The sequence below is a fragment of the Streptacidiphilus sp. P02-A3a genome (assembly GCF_014084105.1).
GTDB lineage: Bacteria > Actinomycetota > Actinomycetes > Streptomycetales > Streptomycetaceae > Streptacidiphilus.
On the sequence record NZ_CP048289.1, the window covers coordinates 6,477,663 to 6,498,130 of the forward strand.

Sequence of the window (20,468 nt, forward strand, 5' to 3'; positions counted from 1 at the left end):
ATGACCACGGACCTGCGCGACGCACGGGCCGGGCGGGTCCTGGTCGTCGAGCCGATGTCCTCCGGGACGGCGCTGCTCGGCGCCGCGCACGACCTGGGCCTGGAGACGGTGGTGCTGTCGCACGACCGCGACGACCGCCGCCTCCCGGACCGGCTCCGCAAGGACATCGACACCCTGGTGGTGCTCGACACCAACGACGAGCCCGCGCTGCTGGAGGCAGCCGTCCGGCTGCACCGGCAGCGCGGGTTCGCCGGGGTCCTGCCGGGGTTCGAGTTCTACGTGCCGGCGGCCGCCCGGGTCGCCGCCCGGCTCGGCCTGCCGGGGCTGGCGGCGGCGTCGGTCGAGGAAGTCCGCGACAAGGAACTGATGCGCCGTCATGTTGCCTCCGCCGGGCTGCGGACACCCCGGTTCGCGGCCGTCGCCGCCGCTGCCGAACTCCCGGCAGCGGCGGCCGAGGTGGGCTTCCCCTGCGTCCTGAAGCCGACCGACTCGGCGGGCAGCATCCACGTCAGCAGGGTCGAGAGTCTGGACCAACTCAAGAACGCCTACCAGCGGTTGACGCATGATCAGCGGCTGGACCTGGGGCGCGGACTGGACGGTCGGGTGCTCCTGGAGGAGTACCTGGACGGCCCGGAGGTCTCGGTCGAGGGCTATGTGGCCGCCGGTCGGGTCACCGTGGTCGCCGTCACCCGCAAACTCCTGGGCCCGGAACCGTACTTCGTCGAGCTCGGGCATGTGGTCCAGGCCGAGCTGGAGCCCGCGGTGCGCCGCGCGGTCGAGGCCTACGCGGCTGCGGTGGTGGCCGCGCTGCACGTCACGGTCGGCCCCTTCCACTGCGAGTTGCGGCTGCCCGGCGGCGAGCCGGTCCTGATCGAACTGGGCGCCCGGATGGGCGGCGACCGGATCCCCGACCTGGTCGGGATCGCCACCGGGGTACCGCTGGCGCACCTGGCGGTGGCCGCGCACACCGGCCTCGACCCGCAGGAGGTCCCGCTGGGATCGCCCCGGGCCAAGTACGCCGGCATCCACTTCTTCACCGCGCCGGGCCCGGGCGGGTACCGGGCCGTCCACGGGCTGGAGCGGCTGCGCGCGCGGCCCGAGGTCCTGGAGGCCGAACTGCACCTGCCCCCCGGCCGCGCGGTCCCGGCCGCGCACGACTTCCGCGGCCGGATCGGCCACGTCCTGTACGCCACCGACTCCTACGCCGACGCCCTGGAGCTGCGGCGGACGATCGATCTTGGAGTGACCTTTGACTAGCCAGCCCGAAAGCAGCCACCCCGCCGCCGGGTCCGAACCGAGCCCGCTGCTGCTCGTCGTCAACCGCTTCGACGACGAGTTCGGCGAGTACCACCGCTTCGTCCCCGGCGGCACCCACCGTCTGGCCTACCTGACCACCGAGGACGGACTGCCGCCGCTGGACCAGGACAGCGCGGTGGAGACCGTCGTGGTACCGGACCTCGACTTCGACACCCTGCTCCCGGCCGCCCGCCGGATCGCCGAGCGGCACGGGCCGCTCGCCGGGATCGTCGGCCCGTCGGAGTTCGACCTGCTCACCGCCGCCCGGCTGCGCGCGGCGCTGGGTGTCCCCGGCTGGAGCACCGAGTACGTGCGGCGGTTCCGGGACAAGACGCTGATGAAGCACTGGATCCACAGCGCCGGGGTCCGCGCCCCGCGCTACCTGTCGCTGGAGGCCGGGGTCGAGGCCGCCGAGCTGGTCGACCGGTTGGGCCTGCCGCTGATCCTCAAGCCGGTCGACGGCGCGGCCTCGCGCGGCGTGGTACTGGTCCGCACCGGGCCCGAGCTGGCCGAGGCGCTGGCCCGGATCGCCGCCGAAGGGGGCACCGACTACGAGGCCGAGGAGTACGTCGAGGGCGCGGTGCACCACCTGGACGGCATCCGCAGCCAGGGGCGGTTCCACTTCGTCACCGCCTCCGCGTACGTCAACACCTGCCTGGACTTCACCCGGGGCGTCCCGCTCGGCTCGGTCCTGCTCGACCCGGGACCGCTGCGCACCCGGCTGGTCGGCTTCGCCGCCGACGCGCTGGACGCGCTGGAGCTGTGGGACGGACCGTTCCACCTGGAGGTCATCGTCACCGCGGCCGGGGAGCCGGTGTTCCTGGAGGTCGGGCTGCGGCCCGGTGGCGCCGGGGTGCCGTTCCTGCACCGCGACCTGTTCGGCATCGACCTCTTCGCCGAGGCGTTCCGGACCAGCGTCGGCCTGCCGCCGCTCAGCCCGGAGCAGCAGCCGACCGGCAGTGGCGGCGGCTGGCTGGTCTTCCCCGAGCCGACGCCCCCGCCGCAGCGGCTGACCGCGCGCACCTCGCTGCTCGGCGTGGTGCCGCAGGTCTACGCCGAGGCGCTGCCGGAACCCGGGCACGTCTTCGACGGTGAGGGCGGCTACGACCACGCCGGTGGGCGGTTCCTGTTCCGGGGCGAGGACCAACTCTCGGTCCAGCGTGCGGTGTCGGCGGCGATCTCCGGCTACCGGCTGGACCTCGACGCGACCGTGACGGTCCGCGGATGACCTCCGGGGTGCTCCGGGTCCAGCTCGGTGAGCCCTCCGCGATCGACCCGGCCACCGCCTTCGAACACGACGGCACACTGGTCGCGGGGCTGCTGGCGGACCCGCTGGTGGACTGCGACCCGGTGACCGGACGGCTGGCCCCGGCAGCCGCGAGCGGCTGGACGGTCGCGGCGGACGGCCTGAGCGTCCGCTTCGAGCTGCGCCCCGGCGTCCGGTTCCACCACGGCCGCGAGGTCACCGCCGAGGACTACCGCTACGCGTTGTCCCGCGCCGTCCGGCCGGGAACGCGGTCGGCGACGGCGTCCGCCCTGGCGGTGCTGGACGGCTACCAGGAGGTGGCCTCCGGCCGCGAGCAACTGCTGCGCGGGGTGGGCGCGCTGGGCCCGTACCGGCTGGAGGTCCGGCTGAGTCGGCCGTTCCACGAGATCGCCGCCGTCTTCAGCCAGCGGGTCACCGCACCGGTCCCGGCCGAACTGGTCGAGGCGGATCCGGTGGGGTTCGCCCGGCGTCCGGTCAGCAACGGCCCGTACCGGGTGGTCGAGGAGTGGCGGCCCGGGCGCGGCCCGGTACTGGAACGCTTCGACGGCTACCACGCCGCCAACGCGGCTCATCCGCGCGGCGGGGCCGGGCTCAGCCCGCGGATCGCCTTCCATCTCCACACCGACCTGTCCGACGCCTACCGTGCTTTCCTGGACGGCGAGTTGGATGTGACCGAGGTTCCGCCCGACCTGGTCGACCGGGCGGCGGTGGAAGCGGGGGCGGCCCTGCACCGCACTCCCAACCCGATGGTCACCTACCTGGGCTTCCCGACCCGGGTCCCACCGTTCGACGATCCGGTGGTGCGGCGGGCGGTGGCGATGTGCGTCGACCGGGAGTCCATCGGCCGGCGCCGTTTCGGCGGCGCCCGGCCGGTGGCGGACCGGCTCGTCCCGCCGCTCTCGGACCCGGGTCCGGGCCCGTCCCGCCCCCGGCTGCGGCTCGCCCACGATCCGCGCGGGGCACGGCGGTTGCTGGCCGAGCAGGGCATCGAGCCGCCGCCGGGGGGCGTCACGCTGCTCTTCAACGCGGGCCAGGGACACGACGGCTGGGTCGCGGACGTGGCCCGCGGCATCAGCGAGGGGCTCGGCTGGCAGGTCTCGCCGCGCCGCCTGGAGTGGCCCGCCTACCTGCGCGAACTCCGTTACTCCGAAGGCCTGTTCCGGATGAACTGGGCGGTCGGCCAACTCTCCTTCGACCACGCGCTGTACCCGCTGGTGCACAGCACGGCGGTGGCGGAGGGCAACCACCCCGGCTACCGCAGCCCCCGGGTGGACGCACTGCTCGACACCGCCCGGGCCACCGCCGACGCGAGCGTCCGGCGCGGGCGCTACCGGGAGGCGGAGCAGGCCGCCCTGGACGAGCTGCCGCTGCTGCCGCTCTGGCAGGGCGCGCTGCACCACCTGGTCGCCCCCGACCGGGTCCAGCCGCTCGGCCCGCCGATCGACGTCCTGGGCGTGCCCGCGCTGCGCCAGTACCGCCTGCTCGGGACCGCCACCGGGAGCCGGGACCGGAACCGGGTCGCGGCCGGGATCGGGGACCCGCGATGACCTCGGCCCCGGCGTCGCCGGTGCTGCGCTGGGCGCGCGGGCAGGTCCCGGAGCATCCGGTGGGCCGGGCCGTGGCGGCGGCGGCGATGACCGGCTGGATCGGCACCGGCGTGTGGATCTCCGCCTCGACGCTGTTCTTCACCCGGTTGCTCGGGCTGACCGCGGACCAGGTAGGCACCGGGCTGGCGCTCGGCGGTGTGCTCGGCCTGCTGGCCATGGTGCCGGTGTCGCTGCTGGCCCGGCGGCTGCACGCCGGACGCGTGGCCACGGTGTTGCAGGTGGTCCGCGGCCTGTCCTTCCTCTCCTTCCTGGCCGTCGACTCGGCCGCCACCTTCTACCTCGCGCTGGCCCTGGTCTCGGTGACCGACGGCCCGGGCAAGATGTTCAGCCAGATCATGGTCGGCCGCTTCGTCCCCGAGTCGGACCGCTCCGGGACCATGGCCGGGATCCAGGTGGCCACCAACCTCGGCGTCACCGCCGGGGCGCTGCTCGGCGCGGTCGGACTGCTGCGGGTGGACCGGTCGGCCTTCGACGCGGTCGTGGCGGCGGTCACCGTTGCCTTCTTCCTGTCCGCGGTGCTGCTCGCCCGCAGCACCTGGCGGATGGCCGACCTCGGCCCGGACCGGGGGCCGCGCGCGGCGGCCGGGACCGGCCGGGTGTCCCGGCTGCGACGGCTGCGCACCGGCCTGCGCCCGCTCCGGGACCGCCGGTTCGCCCTGCTCACCGCCGGGAACGGGCTGCTGTCCGCGCACATCCCGCTGATCACCGTGATGACGCCGCTGTGGCTGGCCCGGCGGACGCATGTGCCGCCGGCGCTGATGGGCGGGCTGCTGCTGCTCAACACGGTCACGGTGGTGGCGTTGCAGGTGCCGCTCGGCAGGCGGGTGGCGGGGGTGCGCGACGCGGTCCGGGCGGGCTGGGTGGCGGCCGTCGCCCAGGCGGCCGGGTGCGGGCTGCTCGCCCTGGCCGCGTTCGTCCCGACCGCAGGCGCGGTGGCCGCGCTGGCGGCCGCGGTGCTCTGCTTCACCCTCGGCGAGATCGTCCAGGTGACGAGCGGCTGGACGCTGTCCTTCGGGCTCGCCCCGCAGGACCGCCGCCAGGCCGTCTACCTGGGCTTCTTCGGTACCGGACCGGAGGCCACCGCGGTCCTCGGCCCGGCCGCGCTGGCCTGGCTGACCACCCGCTTCGGCGCCGCGGGCTTCGTGGTGGTGGCCGCTGTCCTGGTCCTGGCCGCCGTCCTGGTCCGGGCCGGGGCCGCCGCCGGCCGCCCCGCCGTGGCGGGCCCGGCGGCGGCACCGGCGGCGACCCCGTTCCGGGCGTCGGTCAGCACGACTGCTGATAGACGTACTGACTCATCGAGGCGAAGTCCTTCTGGGTGATGGCGACCATGGTGGTGCCGATCTGCGGGGTCACCGGCTTGCCCTCGAAGGCCGCGACCAGCTGGTCGACGCCGTCGCGGCCGATCGCCGCCGGGTCCTGGGCGATCAGGATCTGCAGCGTCCCGCTCTGCAGCGCCTGCACCTCGGCCGGTTCCGCGTCGAACGCGGCCACCTTGACCTTGCCCTGCTTGCCCGCCGCCTGTAGTCCGGTGGCGATGCCCTGGGCGGTGTTGGTGTTGGCGGCGAACACACCGGTCAGCCCCGGGTGCGCGGCCAGCGTCGCCGAGATCTCGGAAGCGGCGGTGGCCGGGAGGTCGTTGTCGTAGAGGGTGGACAGCAGGGTGACGCCCGGGAACTTCGCCGCCATCTCCTCGGTGAAGCCCTTGGTTCTGGCGTCGGTGGTGGACACGCCGGGGGTGACGCTGACCACGATCGCCGTGCCGTGGCCGCCCATCAGCGCGCCGAGGGCGTCGGCGGCGGTACGGCCACCGGCCTCGTTGTCCGAGGAGATCCGGGTGACGCCGATGGACGGGTCGGTGACCGAGGTGTCCACCAGCGCGATCTTCGTGCCGGACTGCTGCACCTGTTGCAGCGCGGGGGTGAGCGCGGCGGTGTCGACCGGCGAGATCATCAGGCCGTCCGGCCGGGTGGCCGCGTCCGCGTCGATGATCGGCCGCTGGACCGAGACGTCCCACTGGGCCGAGCCGTCGGCCTTGAGGGTCACCCCGAGTCTGGCCGCCTCCTGCTGCGCGCCGCAGGTCATGGAGATGTAGAAGGGGTCGCTCTTGACCCCGGTGATCATGTCGATGGTCTTGCCTCTGAGCGCGCCGCTGGACGCCGAACCGCTCGATCCGGCGTGGCTGCCGGACGACGAGCCGCCGGAACTGCCGCAGCCCGCGGCTGCGGTCAGGGCGATCACGGTGCCGGTCGCGGCGAGCAGGCGGGTGGTGCGTGAACGCATGTGGACTCCCTTGGTCGGGTGGTGGCTGCTGACGAGTCGCGGCGGTCAGCCGCGTTCGCGGCTGCGGCGCCGGAGTTGGTCCAGGTAGACGGCCAGCACCAGGGCCGCGCCGATGGCGACGTCCTGCCAGTACTGCTGGACCCCGACGATGATCAGGCCGGTGGTGAGCACGGCCGGGATGAAGACGCCGATCACGGTGCCCAGCACCGAGCCGCGCCCGCCGAACAGCGACGCCCCGCCGAGCACCACCGCCGTGATCACCTGGAGGTTGTCGGTGGAGTGCCCGGCGATGGAGGTGGTGCCGTAGGAGGCCAGCCACATCACCGCGCCGAGCCCGGCCAGCAGGCCGGCCAGCCCGTACACCTTGACCAGGTGACGGTCCACGAAGATGCCGGACCGCCGGGCGGCATCCGGGTTGGAGCCGATGGCGTAGGTGTGGCGGCCGAACCGGGTCTGTGCCAGGACCAGGCCGAAGACCACGGTGACCACCAGCGCGATGACCACCAGCCACGGGATCTGGCCGAAGAGCTTGCCGAAGCCGATGGTGCTCTGGAGCCGGTTGGAGACCGCTCCGGCCGGGTCCTGGCCGCCGGTGAAGATCTCGGCCAGTCCGAGCGCGGCGCCGAAGCCGCCCAGGGTGACGATCAGCGGTGGCACCCCGCTCTTGGCGATCAGCAGCCCCTGGAGCAGCCCCCAGGCGAGACCGGTCGCCAGGGCGATCACGCTGCTGACCGCGATGGTCGCCCATCCGGACCCGGCGCCCCCGTGGTGGATGGTGTACTCGGCGGAGGCGACGGCGGACAGCACCAGCACCGAGCCGACCGACAGGTCGATCCCGGCGGTGATGATCACATAGGTCATGCCGACGCCGAGCACCAGGTAGATCGCGGCGTTGGTGGCGATCTGGGTGATGTCGTAGTCGGTGAGGAACCGGCCGGGGGACGCCACGGTGAAGCAGACCACGAGCAGGACCAGGATCCCCGCCGTCCACGCCTCGTTGGCCGAGGCCGCCCGGCGCAACCAGCCCGGCCCGGCCGGAACGGTGGCGGTGGTAGTGGTACCGGTAGTGGTACCGGTGGCGGGTTCGCTGCTGGTGGCAACGGCCTTGGCCGGGACGGCCGGTGGGGTGGCTCCGGTGTCGTTCACGCCGCACCGCCGACCGCGTCCAGGGAGCCGGTCATCGCGCCGACCAACTCGTCGATGCTGGTGTCGGCGGCGGTGAAACTCGCCACCCGGCGTCCCAGCCGCAGGACTTCCACCCGGTCCGCCACGGACAGCACCTCCGGCATGTTGTGGCTGATCAGAACGACGGTGATGCCACGGTCGCGGACCCGCCTGACGGTCTCCAGCACGTGGCCGCGCTGGACCACGCCGAGCGCGGCGGTCGGTTCGTCGAGAAAGATGACCTTGTTGGCGAAGGCGACCGCACGGGCGACCGCGACCGACTGCCGCTGCCCGCCGGACAGGGTGGCCACGGGCGCGTCCAAGTCGCGCAGGGTGACCCCCAGTTCGGCGAAGGCGACGCGTGCGGACCGGCGCATCTCGGCGCGGTCCAGCACCTTGAGCCGACCGAGCAGGCCGCCGCGCAGCAGCTCCCGGCCCAGGTAGAGGTTGGCTGGGGCGTCCAACTCCGGTGCCAGCGCCAGATCCTGGTAGACGGTCTCGATGCCCAGGCGCTGGGCGTCCAGGGGACCGGTGAACCGGACCGGCTCACCGGAGAGCAGGATCCGGCCCGAGTCCGGCCGGGCGGCTCCGGCCAGGAGCTTGACCAGGGTGGACTTGCCTGCCCCGTTGTCCCCGATCAGGGCGACCACTTCGCCGGGGTAGGCGGTGAAGTCCGCCCCCTCCAGCGCGTGGACCTGTCCGTAGTGCTTGGTCAGTCCCTCGGCTTGCAGCACTGGCTGCGGTGGCGGCATGGGCGCTCCCCTCGGTCGGGTCGGGTGGTGGCGTCGAAAGCGCTGCGGACGCCGTGATCTGACGATGCGGCAGGTGGAATCGGGCCGCTGGTCGAGGAGCTGCGGCAGTGAACGGCAGCCTCGTTGATAACGTTGTCGGTCTCTCGCCTGGAATCGACTCTGAACCTCTGATCAGGACCCTGTCAAGACGGATCACAGCAGCAACCGCTCCGGTCGACCACCGCCGGACCCGCCACCAGCGGCAATCCAAGATTCCCGGATGTCATGACAGTTGACGGATGATCACCTGCGGACGCCCATGGATCTGACGTCACATCAGCAAGGCGCGGACGCCTCCTGGCCAACGTTGTCATTCGCGGGCATACTCGTGCTCTCTGTCCACGCACTCGGAACGCACGTACTCGGAAAGGCAGGCCTCCATGCCCGAGGACAGCCGGGGCGCCAGCGCTGGACAGACACGTCCCACCATGCGCGATGTCGCCCAGCGGGCGGGCGTGGGGCTGAAGACCGTCTCCCGCGTGGTCAACGAGGAGCCCGGGGTCAAGGCGGAGACCGCCCAGCGCGTCCGGGACGCCATCGACCAACTGGGCTTCCGGCGCAACGACGGAGCCCGGCTGCTGCGCCAGGGGCGGCAGACCGGCACCATCGGGCTGATCCTGGAGGACCTCGCCGACCCGTTCTACTCGCTGCTCTCGCGCGCGGTCGAGGACGTCGCCCGCACCCACGACTGCCTGCTGTTCAGCGGTTCCTCCGCCGAGGACCCGAGCCGGGAACGGGAACTCGCCCTCGCCCTGTGCGCCCGCCGGGTGGACGGCCTGATCATCGTCCCCACCGCCACCGACCACTCCTACCTGGCGTCCGAGACCGCCATCGGCACGCCGATCGTCGCGGTCGACCGGCCAGTGCCGGGGCTGGCGGCCGACACCGTGCTGACCGCGAACGCGCGCGGCGTCCAGAGCGGTGTCGAACACCTGCTGCGGCAGGGCCACCGGGCCATCGGCTTCCTCGGTGACTCCCCGCAGATCTACACCGCCGCTGAGCGGTTGCGCGGCTACCGCCTGGCCATGGCCGATGCCGGGCTGCAGATCCGGGACCACTGGATCGAGATGGCGGCTCCCGATCCGCTCACCCTGCGGCTGGCCCTGGACCGGATGCTCGGCGGCCCCGAACCGGCCACGGCGGTGTTCTGCGGCAACAACCGCACCTCCGTGGGCGTCCTGCGCGAACTGGCCCGCCACCCCGACCCGCCGGCGCTGATCGGCTTCGACGACTTCGAACTGGCCGACCTGCTGTCGTCGCCGGTCACCGTGGTCGCCCAGGACCCAGCAGGGCTCGGGCGCATCGCCGCGGAACTGCTGTTCCACCGGCTGAGCGGCAACCACGGCACACTGCAACGGATCGAACTGCCCACCCGGCTGGTCATCCGCGGCTCGGGCGAGCGCCCCCCGCGCTGACCGGTGCTCCTGGCCGGGTCAGAACCGGATCGAGGCGAGCAGGGCCAGCAGGGCGGTGGTGGCCACTCCCCCGAGGCCGTGTTCGAGGATCGCCCGGATCGAGGCCAGGGTGTCCTTGAGCAGGTGCTTCTCCGGCTGCTGCGAGTCGAGTTGACGCTTCACCGTCTCAACCCTGGGGGCGATCTCGGCCAGGCTCTCCGGGCTGTGCTCCTGCTGGAGTTCGGGCAGCCGCTTGGCCCACTCCTCGACGAACGCCCGGATCGGGTCGGACTCGGCCGCCGAGACCGCGCCGCTGCCGGCCACCGCCCGCGCGCCGGGGCCGACGGCCAGGGCGCCGATCTCGTTGTGGCCGCCGAACTGCTGGAAGCCGTGGTTGACGACGGGGCCGCCGGGGACGTCGCCGGGTGTCTGACTGGACATGGGAACCGCCTGTCGTGAAGGAGGGGACCTACTCGGACGCCGCGGGAGCGGGGCCGCTGACCTTGGCACCCTGGCCGACCGCCAGGTTCCCCACGTTGCTGACGCCGCCCTGCTGGATGACCCCGTGGTTGAGGATCGTCTGCTGCTGTTGCTTCAAGTCGGTGATGTCGACCCCGTGCGCCTCCAGGAAGTCGCAGATGGTGGCCAGCGTGTGGTGATCCAGCGCGTTCAACGCCCTTTCGCCGTCCTGTGGTTGATAGTAGTTCGGGTAGGTCGCGTTCAACGCCGCCTCCCTGGCGCTGAACCGCGCCCCGTAGTCGAAGCCCGGGTCGTTCCCGATCGCCTGCCACTCCCGCAGCAGCCGCCGGCGGTGGCGGGACTCGAACAGGGTGTGGCCCAACGCGGCCAGGGGCGCGGACAGCAGTACCGAGCGGGTGCGCTGGAGGGCGGCGAGCCCCAGCACCCGGCGCCGTTCGGCGGTGAGCACCGTGGGCAGGGCGTCGATCGTGTGGTAGCGCCCGCGTACCGGCCCCAGGATGTGCCTGCTCCACCGCACGTGCACCGTCTGCCCGGACACCGAGATGTTCAGCAGCAGGGACGACACCACGTCACCACCCCACAGCGGCAGGTACCCGGTCAGCCAGTGGCGCGCGCTGCCGGTCGGGTTGAGCGCGATCTGCTTCACCTGCTCCGGTTCCAGCGTGGTCAGCAGGCTTCCGGCCTCGGGGACGAAGCGCGGGTCACCGCCGATGGTGGCGCCGTGCACGAACACCCGGTCCTGCACCACCAGCCCGGACAGCCGTTCCGACGCCTCGTGCTCGGGCTGATGCTCCGCCAACTTCTGCCAGCAGGAGCGGATCTGCTCGACCAGATCCCAGGCGTCGAAGTCGATCAGCCGACCGGGACCGGCCCCGAGCGGGTGGCTGGCCGGCAGCAGCGGTATCGCCAACGACCAGGTGGAGGTGGGCGCGGAGAAGCCCATGAACGGCGACCAGCCGCTGTAGATGGTGACGTTGCCCTGCTGCGCCTCGGCCACGGCGTCGAGCCGGTCCTCGACCCACGACGCGGCGGGCGCGGGCTGCGGCGTCGCCTCCGGCTGGAAGTTCGACCGCCGCAGCGTGGTCCGCAACCGCTCGTCGAGGTCCAACTCCTCCTGGGCCACCACTCGGTGGGCGGCGAACAGCCCGACGCCGAGCGCCAGCACCGCGGGCACCCCGTACAGGTACGCCCCCAGCAGCCACCGCTGCAGGCCCGGCAGCCCCAGCACGGAGAGCCCGATGCCGAGCAGCACCACGGCCACGGCCAGCGGGACCGCGGTGATCACGATCCACCGGACCGAGGCGGAGACATCGGGACCGCCGCGACCGCGATCGTCCGGCCCGGGCCGACCGCGCCTGCCCGGGCCGTCGGTGATCCGGCCGCTGAGGACACCCAGTACCACCCCGGCGAGCAGCAGCCAGAGCGGGGCGATCAGCGCGATGCCCGTCCACACGGCCAACAGTTTCAGGTCGCGCCGGAAGCGCAACTCCCTTGCGGCCAGGCAGTGCCGGGCCACCGGCCGCAGGTCGACCCCCGGGGAGGCCGCGACCGCGCCGAAGGGATCGCCCAGCAGGCGCTCGACCACGGTGCGGGCGAAGGACGGGTCGAGGTAAGCGGCCACGCAGAGGTACCGGGTGACGTCGCCGTCGACCTCTCCCAGTGCGGCCGGCGAGGAGTCCGCCAGAGTGTCGATGAGACTGCTCCCTTCTTGCGGGCGTGCCTCCGCTTCCCCGGCGTGGGGTGCGGACGCGTCGCTCCGGGTGAAGACCAACCCGGTGACGACGCCGAGCAGGATGCCGAATACGGTCGAGGACGGAACGAACGAGACGAACAACTGGCTCTGGGACTCGCCCAGGCCGTGGCCGAACGCGGCCTCGACGGACCAGCCCAACAGCCCGGAGGTCGCCCCGATCAGCGCGCCCGCGCCGATCGCGGCGGCCCGGCGGACCCGTCCGGCCGGAGCCCTGGTCATCAGCCCGGGCATGATCAGCAGCAGACCCAGTACCAGCGTGGCGGCCCCGACCAGCATGCTCCACTGCCCGGCGGCCCCGACGGCCTCCCCGGCCGGAGCGTGCCACTCGGGCGCGGACACGACGTCCTGCAACCAGGACACGAAGGCGTTCTGCGAGGGGGTCTCCAGCAGCGGCCGCTCGACCCAGGGACTCCCCAGAACGACCACGCCCACGCAGATCAAGGCGACTCGTGAACGTGCCGACATCACTCCACCCCCCGGGAGTTCGGACCAGCCCCAGCGGCAGCTCGGGCGGATTACTCTACGCCGCGAGTGGCTCAATCATGTCGGATTCGCGAAGATCGTTCCCACCGGGCCGGACCGGACCGGTCGGCCGACCGGGACATTCCCCGTGGACAGCGGATGGCCGCCCCCGACCCGTCCGCATACGATTCGATCTGCGTCGGAACGAAACCCGCCCGCCGCGTCGGCGCACCGGCTGGATTTCGCCGCGCGCCGACCGGTTCCCGATTACCGCTGGGATCCCAGGGAACTCTTCCGATGGGCTCCTGTCGCTGATACAGTCATGAATTGCGTCTCCAGGATCTTTGTACGCCGTGTACCTGTGCTTCCAGATCTGACGATCTGTTCGGAGAGCGGTTATACCGCAGGCACTATTCCGGTCGGATTCTGCTTCATTGCGCGACGTTTCAGGCACGCCCAATCCCCGCAACAATCTCCGCGGAAGGCGAATGCAATGAGCCACGACGAGAGCACCCTTTTCCTTGCTGCCTGGCTGTCCGGTGCGCCGAGCGCGTTCGGTGAGGACAACCCGGCCGGCCCGCTGTTCGACGGCGCGATCTTCGCCGACTTCGGCGCGACCGACGCCCAGGTCACCACAGAGTCCCTGCGGGACGCCCTGGTGACCACCGAGAGCCTGCGCGACGGCCTGGTGACCACGGAGTCCCTGCGGGACGCGTACGTCACCACCGAGAACCTGCGCGACGCGTACGTCACCACCGAGAACCTGCGCGACGGCCTGGTCACCACCGAGAACCTGCGGGACGCGTACGTCACCACCGAGAACCTGCGCGACGGCCTGGTCACCACCGAGTCCCTGCGCGACACGTACGTCACCACCGAGTCCCTGCGCGACACGTACGTCACCACCGAGAACCTGCGCGACGGCTTCGTCACCACCGAGGACCTGCGCGACGCGTTCGTCACCACCGAGGACCTGCGGGCGTTCGCGCGTTCGTGAGCCGCGGTGGTCAGTGGGCTGGGTCTGACTGGGTGTTGGAGTCGAGGGCTGGAGTAGCGGGTGTTCGGTGGGTTGGTGGAGGTGCTGCTGGGTGAGTGGGAGGCGGTGCTGGAGGAGCGGTTGCGGGAGGTGACAGGGCTGGCCGCCGGGGAGCGCGAGGTGGTGGTGGAGAGCGCCCGGCGGCGGCTGAGTGGTGCGGTGGGAGCGCGGTTGCAGCGCCTGCTGCTGGTGGAGTTGCGCGCGGCGTCGCTCGGCGGCGCCCTGGGCGGTGCGGATCCGGAGGAGCGCTGGACGGCGTTCCTCGACGCGGCGGCGACCCCCCGTTTCCGGGCCGGTCTGGCCGAGCGCTATCCGGGCCTGCGCCGACGCCTGGACACCGGCGCCCGGAACTGGGCGGCGGCCGTGGCGGCCCTGGCCGAGCGGCTGGCGGCGGACCGGTCCGCGTTCCCCGGCCTGGCCGACGGCGAGCCGCGCGAACTCGGCGAGCTGCGCGGGCTCGAACTCGGCCTGGGCGACCCGCACCGTGGCGGCCACACGGTCGCCCGGCTGGACTTCGCCGGTGGCTCGGTGATGTACAAACCCCGGCCGATGGAGGTGGACGCGGCTCTGGACGCCGTCCTGGCCGGGCTGTTCACCGCGCCGGACCGGATCCGGACGCCGCGCGTGCTGGCCCGCGCGGGGTACGGCTGGACCGGGTTCGTGGAGCACGAGTACTGCCAGGACGACGCGCGGACCGCCGTGTTCTACCGGAATCTGGGCCGCTGGCTGGCGGTGATGCGGCTGGTGGGCGGTACCGACCTGCACGGCGGCAACATCATCGCCGCCGGTCCGGTGCCGGTGGTCATCGACGCCGAGACCATGTTCTCCCCCACGCCGTCCGGCGGCCCGACCGGCGCGTCCGCCGAGCAGGTGGCCGAGCGGGTGGCCGAGCGGCTGCTCAGCCGGGCGGTGCCCCGGGTGGGCATTCTGCCGATGCGGGTGGGGGTGCTGTCGGGCGTCGACCTGTCGGCGGCCGGGCGGCTGCCGAGCCAGCAGCCGCTGGTGCGGGTTCCGGCGATGGTCGGGGCGGGCACCGACGAGGCACGGCTGGTGGAGCGCGCGGGCTGGCTGCCGCCGTCGAAGAACCACCCGGTGGCGGTGCCCGATCCGGAGCGGTTCTGGGAGGAGATGGTGGCCGGGTTCGCGGAGACCGGCGCGCACCTGCGCGCCCTCGACCGCGCGGGTCGGCTGCTGGGGCTGCTGGAGCCGTTCGCGGGCTGCGAGGTCCGCCAGGTGCTGCGTTCGACCCAGGTGTACGGGGACGTCGGGCACATGCTGTGGCATCCGGTGGCGCTGCACGACGAGACCGCCGCGCTCGACCACGCCCGGACCGCGCTGCGCCGCCACGCCCAGGCCAACCCGGTGGCACCGGCCGACGCGGCGGTGGTCGAGACCGAGATCGCGGACCTGCTGGTCGGGGACACGCCGGTGTTCACCACTCGCCTGTCCCGGGAGCGGCTGCACGCCGCGGTCGACGACTGGCGGGCCGCGGACCTGGACTTCGAGGCCGGGCTGATCCGGTTCGCGCTGCCCGGTGTGTACGCCGACGGGCACCGTCCGGTGGCGGACCCGGGCCCCGCCGACCGCCCGGAGCCGCCCGCTGCCGTGCCCGCAGCCGACCGAAGCCACCGCCGGTCGGGCGTCGAGCGCCGCCGCCGGGAGCTGGCGGCGCGGGCGGTCCGGGCGTTGCGGGACAGCGCGGTGCGCGGCGCCGACGGTTCGGCGACCTGGGTGGGGCCGGTGCTGACCGGTGCCGGGTGGGCCGTCCGCGAGCTCGACGCGGAGCTGGGCACCGGACAGGCCGGGGTGGTGCTGGCCCTGGCCGGATACGCGGCGGAGGCGGCGGACGGCAGGGCCGACCCGGTGCCGGGGCTGGACGAACTGCTGCGCGGGGCGCTGGAGGTGCTGTACCGGCTGGACCGGCGGCCCGCCCGCGGCCCCGGAGCGCTGGACGGCGCCGGCGGCCGGATCTGGACCTGGCTGACCCTGGCCGACCTGCTGGCCAGGACGCCCAGCGCGGACAGCGCCGCGCCCCGCGTGCGGGCGCTCGTCGCGGCGCGGGGGCTGCGGAACCGGGTGGCCGGCGGCTCCGGCTGGTGGGACGGCGTGTCGGGGGTGGTGGTGCCGCTGCTCGACCTCGGCGCGGCGACCGGCGATCCGGCCTGGACCACCCTGGCCACGGACGTCGGGCGGAGCCTGGTGCTGGCCCTGGACGCCAATCCGCTCGGCCTGGAGCCGGCCGGATTCGCGCGCGGCGGCGCGGGGACCGCCTGGGCGCTGGACCGGCTGGCCGCCGCCGGGGTCGGGACCGGCGAGCAGCGGGACGGCTGGCGGGAGCGGGCCGGGCGGCTGTCCCGCTCGGCCCAGGACGCCTGGACGGCGGGCGGCGACCCGGGCTGGTGCCGGGGCGCGGCGGGCGCCGGGCTGGCCGCCTGCGACCTGTACCGCCGCACGGCCGACGACCGGTTGCTGGCGGTGCTGCGCCGGACGACGGCGGCGGTGGCCGCGGGCGGCCTGCCCGGCGGCCGGTCACTGTGCCACGGCGCGCCCGGCGCCTGGGAGTTGCTCACCGCCGCGGGCCGGGCCACCGGCGCCGCCGAGGCCCTGTCCGGGCGGCGGGAGCTGGACACCCGGTTGCTGGACGTCCTGGCCGCCGCCCCCCGCCCCGGCTTCGACGCCGCCGAGGCCACGGCGCCGGGGCTGCTCAACGGCCTGTCCGGCGCCGTGGTGACCCTGCTCCGGATGCATCCGGAGAGCGCCGTGGCCTCGCCCCTGCTCCAGCAGACCCGCTGCGGGCGGTAGCCGGTTACCGCTGGCTGGTGAGCTTGCGGGCGCTGTCGCGCAGGGCCTTGGTGAACACGCCCACCGACTCCTCGGAGAGCGTCAGCGGCGGGCTGAGCCGCAGCCAGGTCTGCGCGTGGGCGGCGGTCTCCAGCAGCACGCCCTGCTGCTGGAGCAGGTCGACGCAGGCGTTCGCACCGTCGGCGGCCTGCGGCTCGCTCAGGCCCTCGATGTCGACGGCGAGCAGCAGGCCGCGTCCGCGCACCGCGCGGATCCCGATGCCCTCGTCGACGAGTTCCTCGATCCGTCCCCGCAGCAGCTCGCCGGTCCGCTGGACGCGCGCCAGCACGTCCTCGTCCTGGATGACGTCGAGGACGGTGAGTCCGGCGACCATGCCCAGCAGGTGGCCCTCGAAGGTCGAGTTGTGGATGTAGGCGCGCCCCGGCGAGCTGTAGACGGAGCGGTGCACGGCCTCGCTCATCAGCACGGCGGCGACCGGGACGATGCCGCCGCTGAGGCCCTTGGAGACGGTGACCAGGTCGGGCTGGATCCCCGCGTGCTGGAAGGCGAACCACTGCCCGGTGCGGCCGATGCCGGTGAGGATCTCGTCGGCGATCAGCAGCGTGCCGTGCGCCCGGCACAGCTCGGCCGCCGCGCGCAGCGCCTCCGGGTCCCAGGGGCGGGCGCCGCCCAGCCCCTGGACCGATTCGACCAGCAGCGCGGCGATCTCGCCGGTGGCCAGTACCGCCTCCAGCGCCGCCAGGTCCTGGAACGGGACCCGGTGGTAGCCCTGCGGGTCCCAGCCGGTCCCGGCCAGCGGCAGCCGCCAGTAGTCGTGTCCGGCCAGCGGCAGCGGGCCGGGGGTGAAGCCGTGGAAGCCCTGCCCGAAGGCGGCGAAGCCGGTCCGGCCGGTGGCGGCCACGGCGAACTTCATCGCGTTCTCGACCGCCTCGGACCCGGCGGTGCAGAAGTAGACGCGTTCCAGGCCGGGACCGGCAAGGTCGCACAGCCGTACGGCGAGCGGTCCGGCGGCGCTGGACAGGCCGAGCGGGACGATGAACGGGCTGCCCGACTCGATGGTCCGGCACAGGGCCTGGACCACGCGCGGGTGGCGGTGCCCCAGGGTGGCGGCGCCGTTCTCCGCGATCATGTCGAGGTAGCGGCGGCCCTCGGCGTCGGTGACGAACTCCCCCCGGGCGTCAGCGAACAACGTGGGCCAGTTCCGCGCCTCGATGACGTCGGCGCGGAAGGGATTGACGGCTTGCCGGTACGCAGCGACTGGATCGATCGCCTGGATATCCATACCCTGCCTTTCCTGGCGGGTCGGCGGTACGGGGCGGTGCGGGCCACCCAAGAACGTAGCCGAGTCGGCGAACACCCGTCCATCCCCAACCCGGGCCATCGGGGGCCGGTCCCGAGGCGCCCTTTCCGCTTCCGCACGACCGTGCCATAATCTCGGTTGCCGGAACTCGTGCGCACATCCGTTTCCGCGGGAAGGCAGGCGTGTTCCGCCATGAGCGACCGTGTTGCCGAGCCGCAGGCGCCGGCTGCCGATGCGTTACCGCCGCTCAACCGCAACCGGGATTTCCTGCTCCTCTGGAGCGGCCAGGCTATTTCCTCCTTCGGAAACGAACTCTCCGCGATCACCTATCCGCTGCTGGTGCTCGCGGTGACCGGTTCGGCCGCGCGGGCCGGTCTGGTCGGCAGCGCCGAACTGGTGGCGATGCTGGCGCTGCTGCTCCCGGCCGGGGCGGTCGCCGACCGCTGGTCCCGGCGGGCGGTGATGGTGGTCAGTTCCCTGGTCCAACTGGCGGCCCTCGGCGGCGTATCGGCCGCGATCGGGCTCGGCTGGGTCCCGCTCGGGCTGCTGGTCGCGGCCGGGGCGCTGGAGGGGGCCGGGAGCGCGTTCTACATCGGCGCCAGCCGGGGCGCGGTGCGCCGGGTGGTACCGGCGCCGCAGCTGTCCCGGGCGCTGGCCCGGACCCAGGCCCGCGACCAGGCCGCCGCGATCGGCGGACCGCCCAGCGGCGGCGCGCTGTTCGCGGTGGCCCGGTTCCTGCCGTTCGGCCTGGACTCGGTCTCGTTCGCGGTCGCGGCGCTCGCGGCGGCGCTGGTGCGCGGCACGCTCGACCCGCCGAGGAGCCCCGGCGGCCCGGGGAACCCGGCCGCGGCCGGTCCGGGTGTCGGCGCGGGCCTGCGCCTGGTGCTGGGCCACCGCTACCTGCGGGTGGTGGCGTTGTGGGCCGCCGCCGTCAACGCGGTGGCCACCGGGATGATGCTGCTGGTCATCGTGCTGGCCCGGTCCCGGGGGGCGGAGCCGTCGCAGATCGGGGTGATCACCGCGACCTTCTCGGCGGGCGGCCTGCTCGGGGCGCTCAGCGCGCCCCGGCTGATCGGCCGCTACTCGGGCCGGACGCTGGTGCTGATCGCCTCGTGGCTGCTGGTCCCGTGCCCGGTGGCGATGGTGCTCGCGCCGTCCCCGCTGCTGATCGGGGTCGCCGGCGCGGTGTCGGTGTGCGCCATCGCGCCGGTCAACGTGATCCTGCTGACCCGGGCCTACGAGCTGATCCCGCACGAGATGCAGGGCCGGGCCGGGAACGCGATGCTGCTGTGCGCCAACAGCCTCAAGTGGCTGACCCCGGTGGTGTTCGGGGCCATGGCCGACCGCTGGGGCCCGGTCCCGCCGATCATGGTCGGCGCGGCCCTGTACGGAATCACTGCCGTGTGGCTCCAGGGCAAGGGCGTCCTGCGGCAGCTCGACGCGCCGGCCGTGCCCGCGGTCGGCGTGCCCGTGTGACCGCCCCCGGCCCCGTCCCGGAGGCACCGAGCCCAGGAGGCGCCATGAGTGAACCCAGCGGTACCCCGCTCCAGCAGGCCGAACCGGCCCAGTCATACGGCCGGGAGCGGGAGTTGGCCGCCTCGGTGCTGGCCGAGCTGTTCGGCTCGGAGGCGGCCAGGGCCGATCCCTACCCCTACTACCAGCAGTTGCGCCAGGCCGACCCGGTGCACGTCGCCGACAGCGGACGGCTGTACCTGACCCGCTACGCGGACTGCGCGGCGTCGCTGCGCGACCCCCGGCTGCTGGGTCAGAGCCCGGACTGGATGGACAAGGCCTCGCCCGGCTGGCGGGAGCATCCGGCGGTGGTCCAGAACATCGAGTCGGTGCTGTTCCGCGACCCGCCGGACCACACCCGGCTGCGCCGGCTGGTGAACCGCTCGTTCACCCCGCGCCGGGTGGCGCGGATGCGCGAGGACGTGGTCCGGCTGGTCCACCGCTCGCTGGACCGGCTGGCGGACGCGGGCGGCGGCGGCAGCACCGTCGACGCGTACGGGCTGCTGGCGGCGACGCTGCCGATCGCCGTGGTGGGCACCCTGATCGGGATCCCGGAGCGGGACTGGGCGCAACTGCACGACCCGGCCTCGGCGGTGATGCAGGTGGTGGAGGTCGGCGTGGGCGAGGACGCGCTGGAGCGGGCCGACGAGGCGGCGGTCGGGCTCAACGCCTACTTCGAGGACCTGATCGCGCAGCGCCGCCGCGACCCGCGGCCCGACATCATCTCCGACCTGATCGCCTCGGCCGACGCCGGCGGCGACCCGGAGCAGGGCGGCGCCGGGATGTCCGCCGCCGAGCTGCTGCGGATGACCATCCTGCTGTTCGGCGCCGGGGTGGACACCACCGTGGGCCTGCTCTCCAACGGCCTGGTGGCGCTGCTCGGGCACCCCCGGCAGGCGGAACTGCTGCGTGCGGACCCGGGACTGGCCGAGAACACGGTCACCGAGGTGCTGCGCTGGGACTCGCCGACCCAGGTGATCGTCCGGGTCGCCGGTCCGGGCGCGGTGGTCGCGGGCCACCAGGTGCCCGAGGACGGCACGGTGTTCGCGCTCACCGGCGCCGCCCACCGGGACCCGGAGCAGTTCGCCGACCCGGACACCTTCGACATCACCCGCACCGGCAGCCCGGTGCTCTCCTTCAGCGGCGGCATCCACTACTGCGTCGGGGCGCCGCTGGCCCGGCTGGAGGCGGAGGTCTTCTTCCCGGCGCTGCTCGACCGCTTCCCGAAGCTGGCCCTGACCGGCCGCCCGCTGCGCCGCGGCTACGTGGTCCGCGGCTACGACTCGCTGCCGGTCACGGTCGGCTGACGTGGTGTCAACATTGG

The 20,468-nt window shown here is 73.6% G+C and carries 15 protein-coding genes; 9 read left to right on the forward strand and 6 right to left on the reverse strand.

All coding sequences use genetic code 11. The features are described from left to right. Genes GXP74_RS27585 through GXP74_RS27600 form a run of 4 tightly spaced genes read left to right on the forward strand, consistent with a single transcriptional unit; the run spans position 1 to position 5,489 of the window. Positions 1-1,257: an ATP-grasp domain-containing protein gene (locus GXP74_RS27585; RefSeq protein WP_182453945.1), complete on the forward strand. Its 1,257-nt coding sequence runs from the start codon at positions 1-3 to the stop codon at positions 1,255-1,257. Next, the gene (locus tag GXP74_RS27590; protein WP_182453946.1) at positions 1,250-2,524 is read left to right on the forward strand and encodes an acetyl-CoA carboxylase biotin carboxylase subunit family protein; all 1,275 of its coding nucleotides are present in this window, start codon (positions 1,250-1,252) and stop codon (positions 2,522-2,524) included. The genes GXP74_RS27585 and GXP74_RS27590 overlap by 8 nt, the downstream gene beginning before the upstream one ends. After that, a complete protein-coding gene (locus GXP74_RS27595) occupies positions 2,521-4,110 on the forward strand; it encodes an ABC transporter substrate-binding protein (RefSeq protein WP_182453947.1) in 1,590 nt (529 codons plus the stop codon). The genes GXP74_RS27590 and GXP74_RS27595 overlap by 4 nt, the downstream gene beginning before the upstream one ends. Next, complete coding sequence (locus tag GXP74_RS27600) at positions 4,107-5,489, forward strand: MFS transporter (protein WP_182453948.1); 1,383 nt, start codon at positions 4,107-4,109, stop codon at positions 5,487-5,489. Before GXP74_RS27595 ends, GXP74_RS27600 begins: the two co-directional genes overlap by 4 nt. On the opposite strand, the gene GXP74_RS27605 is transcribed toward GXP74_RS27600, so the two are convergent. Genes GXP74_RS27605 through GXP74_RS27615 form a run of 3 tightly spaced genes read right to left on the reverse strand, consistent with a single transcriptional unit; the run spans position 5,434 to position 8,366 of the window. Then, entirely contained in the window at positions 5,434-6,450 is a 1,017-nt protein-coding gene (locus tag GXP74_RS27605; RefSeq protein WP_182453949.1) for an ABC transporter substrate-binding protein, read from the reverse strand. The two genes, GXP74_RS27600 and GXP74_RS27605, sit on opposite strands and share 56 nt — an antisense overlap. A 45-nt stretch (positions 6,451-6,495) precedes the next feature. Continuing rightward, positions 6,496-7,596 (reverse strand): ABC transporter permease, encoded by a 1,101-nt coding sequence (locus GXP74_RS27610; protein WP_182453950.1) that lies wholly within the window; start codon positions 7,594-7,596, stop codon positions 6,496-6,498. Then, complete coding sequence (locus GXP74_RS27615) at positions 7,593-8,366, reverse strand: ATP-binding cassette domain-containing protein (protein WP_182453951.1); 774 nt, start codon at positions 8,364-8,366, stop codon at positions 7,593-7,595. Before GXP74_RS27615 ends, GXP74_RS27610 begins: the two co-directional genes overlap by 4 nt. 467 nt (positions 8,367-8,833) lie before the next feature. Between GXP74_RS27615 and GXP74_RS27620 the strand changes: the two genes are divergently transcribed. Next, positions 8,834-9,820, forward strand: coding sequence for a LacI family DNA-binding transcriptional regulator (locus GXP74_RS27620; RefSeq protein ID WP_182453952.1), 987 nt, complete (start codon positions 8,834-8,836; stop codon positions 9,818-9,820). An 18-nt stretch (positions 9,821-9,838) separates the two neighbouring features. Here GXP74_RS27620 and GXP74_RS27625 read toward each other — a convergent pair whose 3' ends face one another. Both GXP74_RS27625 and GXP74_RS27630 read right to left on the reverse strand, forming a co-directional pair. Next, complete coding sequence (locus GXP74_RS27625; RefSeq protein WP_182453953.1) at positions 9,839-10,240, reverse strand: hypothetical protein; 402 nt, start codon at positions 10,238-10,240, stop codon at positions 9,839-9,841. Between the two features lie 28 nt (positions 10,241-10,268). Next, positions 10,269-12,464 (reverse strand): hypothetical protein, encoded by a 2,196-nt coding sequence (locus GXP74_RS27630; RefSeq protein ID WP_182453954.1) that lies wholly within the window; start codon positions 12,462-12,464, stop codon positions 10,269-10,271. Positions 12,465-12,987: 523 nt separating this feature from the next. Here GXP74_RS27630 and GXP74_RS27635 point away from each other — a divergent pair. Both GXP74_RS27635 and GXP74_RS27640 read left to right on the forward strand, forming a co-directional pair. Next, the gene (locus GXP74_RS27635) at positions 12,988-13,491 is read left to right on the forward strand and encodes a DUF6229 family protein (protein ID WP_182453955.1); all 504 of its coding nucleotides are present in this window, start codon (positions 12,988-12,990) and stop codon (positions 13,489-13,491) included. Positions 13,492-13,551: 60 nt separating this feature from the next. Beyond that, positions 13,552-16,332: a type 2 lanthipeptide synthetase LanM family protein gene (locus GXP74_RS27640; protein ID WP_182453956.1), complete on the forward strand. Its 2,781-nt coding sequence runs from the start codon at positions 13,552-13,554 to the stop codon at positions 16,330-16,332. A 4-nt stretch (positions 16,333-16,336) separates the two neighbouring features. Here GXP74_RS27640 and GXP74_RS27645 read toward each other — a convergent pair whose 3' ends face one another. Next, complete coding sequence (locus GXP74_RS27645; protein WP_182453957.1) at positions 16,337-17,614, reverse strand: aspartate aminotransferase family protein; 1,278 nt, start codon at positions 17,612-17,614, stop codon at positions 16,337-16,339. Between the two features lie 210 nt (positions 17,615-17,824). On the opposite strand from GXP74_RS27645, the gene GXP74_RS27650 reads away from it, so the two are divergent. Next, the gene (locus GXP74_RS27650) at positions 17,825-19,108 is read left to right on the forward strand and encodes an MFS transporter (protein ID WP_182453958.1); all 1,284 of its coding nucleotides are present in this window, start codon (positions 17,825-17,827) and stop codon (positions 19,106-19,108) included. A 44-nt stretch (positions 19,109-19,152) separates the two neighbouring features. After that, the gene (locus tag GXP74_RS27655) at positions 19,153-20,451 is read left to right on the forward strand and encodes a cytochrome P450 (protein WP_182453959.1); all 1,299 of its coding nucleotides are present in this window, start codon (positions 19,153-19,155) and stop codon (positions 20,449-20,451) included. Positions 20,452-20,468: the final 17 nt, after the last annotated feature.

Bases quoted from the DNA above. Each gene is read 5' to 3' on its own strand.
- GXP74_RS27615 (WP_182453951.1), bottom strand. From the start codon at position 8,366: ATGCCGCCACCGCAGCCAGTGCTGCAAGCCGAGGGACTGACCAAGCAC.
- GXP74_RS27600 (WP_182453948.1), top strand. From the start codon at position 4,107: ATGACCTCGGCCCCGGCGTCGCCGGTGCTGCGCTGGGCGCGCGGGCAG.
- GXP74_RS27635 (WP_182453955.1), top strand. From the start codon at position 12,988: ATGAGCCACGACGAGAGCACCCTTTTCCTTGCTGCCTGGCTGTCCGGT.
- GXP74_RS27650 (WP_182453958.1), top strand. From the start codon at position 17,825: ATGAGCGACCGTGTTGCCGAGCCGCAGGCGCCGGCTGCCGATGCGTTA.
- GXP74_RS27620 (WP_182453952.1), top strand. From the start codon at position 8,834: ATGCGCGATGTCGCCCAGCGGGCGGGCGTGGGGCTGAAGACCGTCTCC.
- GXP74_RS27645 (WP_182453957.1), bottom strand. From the start codon at position 17,614: ATGGATATCCAGGCGATCGATCCAGTCGCTGCGTACCGGCAAGCCGTC.
- GXP74_RS27605 (WP_182453949.1), bottom strand. From the start codon at position 6,450: ATGCGTTCACGCACCACCCGCCTGCTCGCCGCGACCGGCACCGTGATC.
- GXP74_RS27585 (WP_182453945.1), top strand. From the start codon at position 1: ATGACCACGGACCTGCGCGACGCACGGGCCGGGCGGGTCCTGGTCGTC.
- GXP74_RS27655 (WP_182453959.1), top strand. From the start codon at position 19,153: ATGAGTGAACCCAGCGGTACCCCGCTCCAGCAGGCCGAACCGGCCCAG.
- GXP74_RS27625 (WP_182453953.1), bottom strand. From the start codon at position 10,240: ATGTCCAGTCAGACACCCGGCGACGTCCCCGGCGGCCCCGTCGTCAAC.
- GXP74_RS27595 (WP_182453947.1), top strand. From the start codon at position 2,521: ATGACCTCCGGGGTGCTCCGGGTCCAGCTCGGTGAGCCCTCCGCGATC.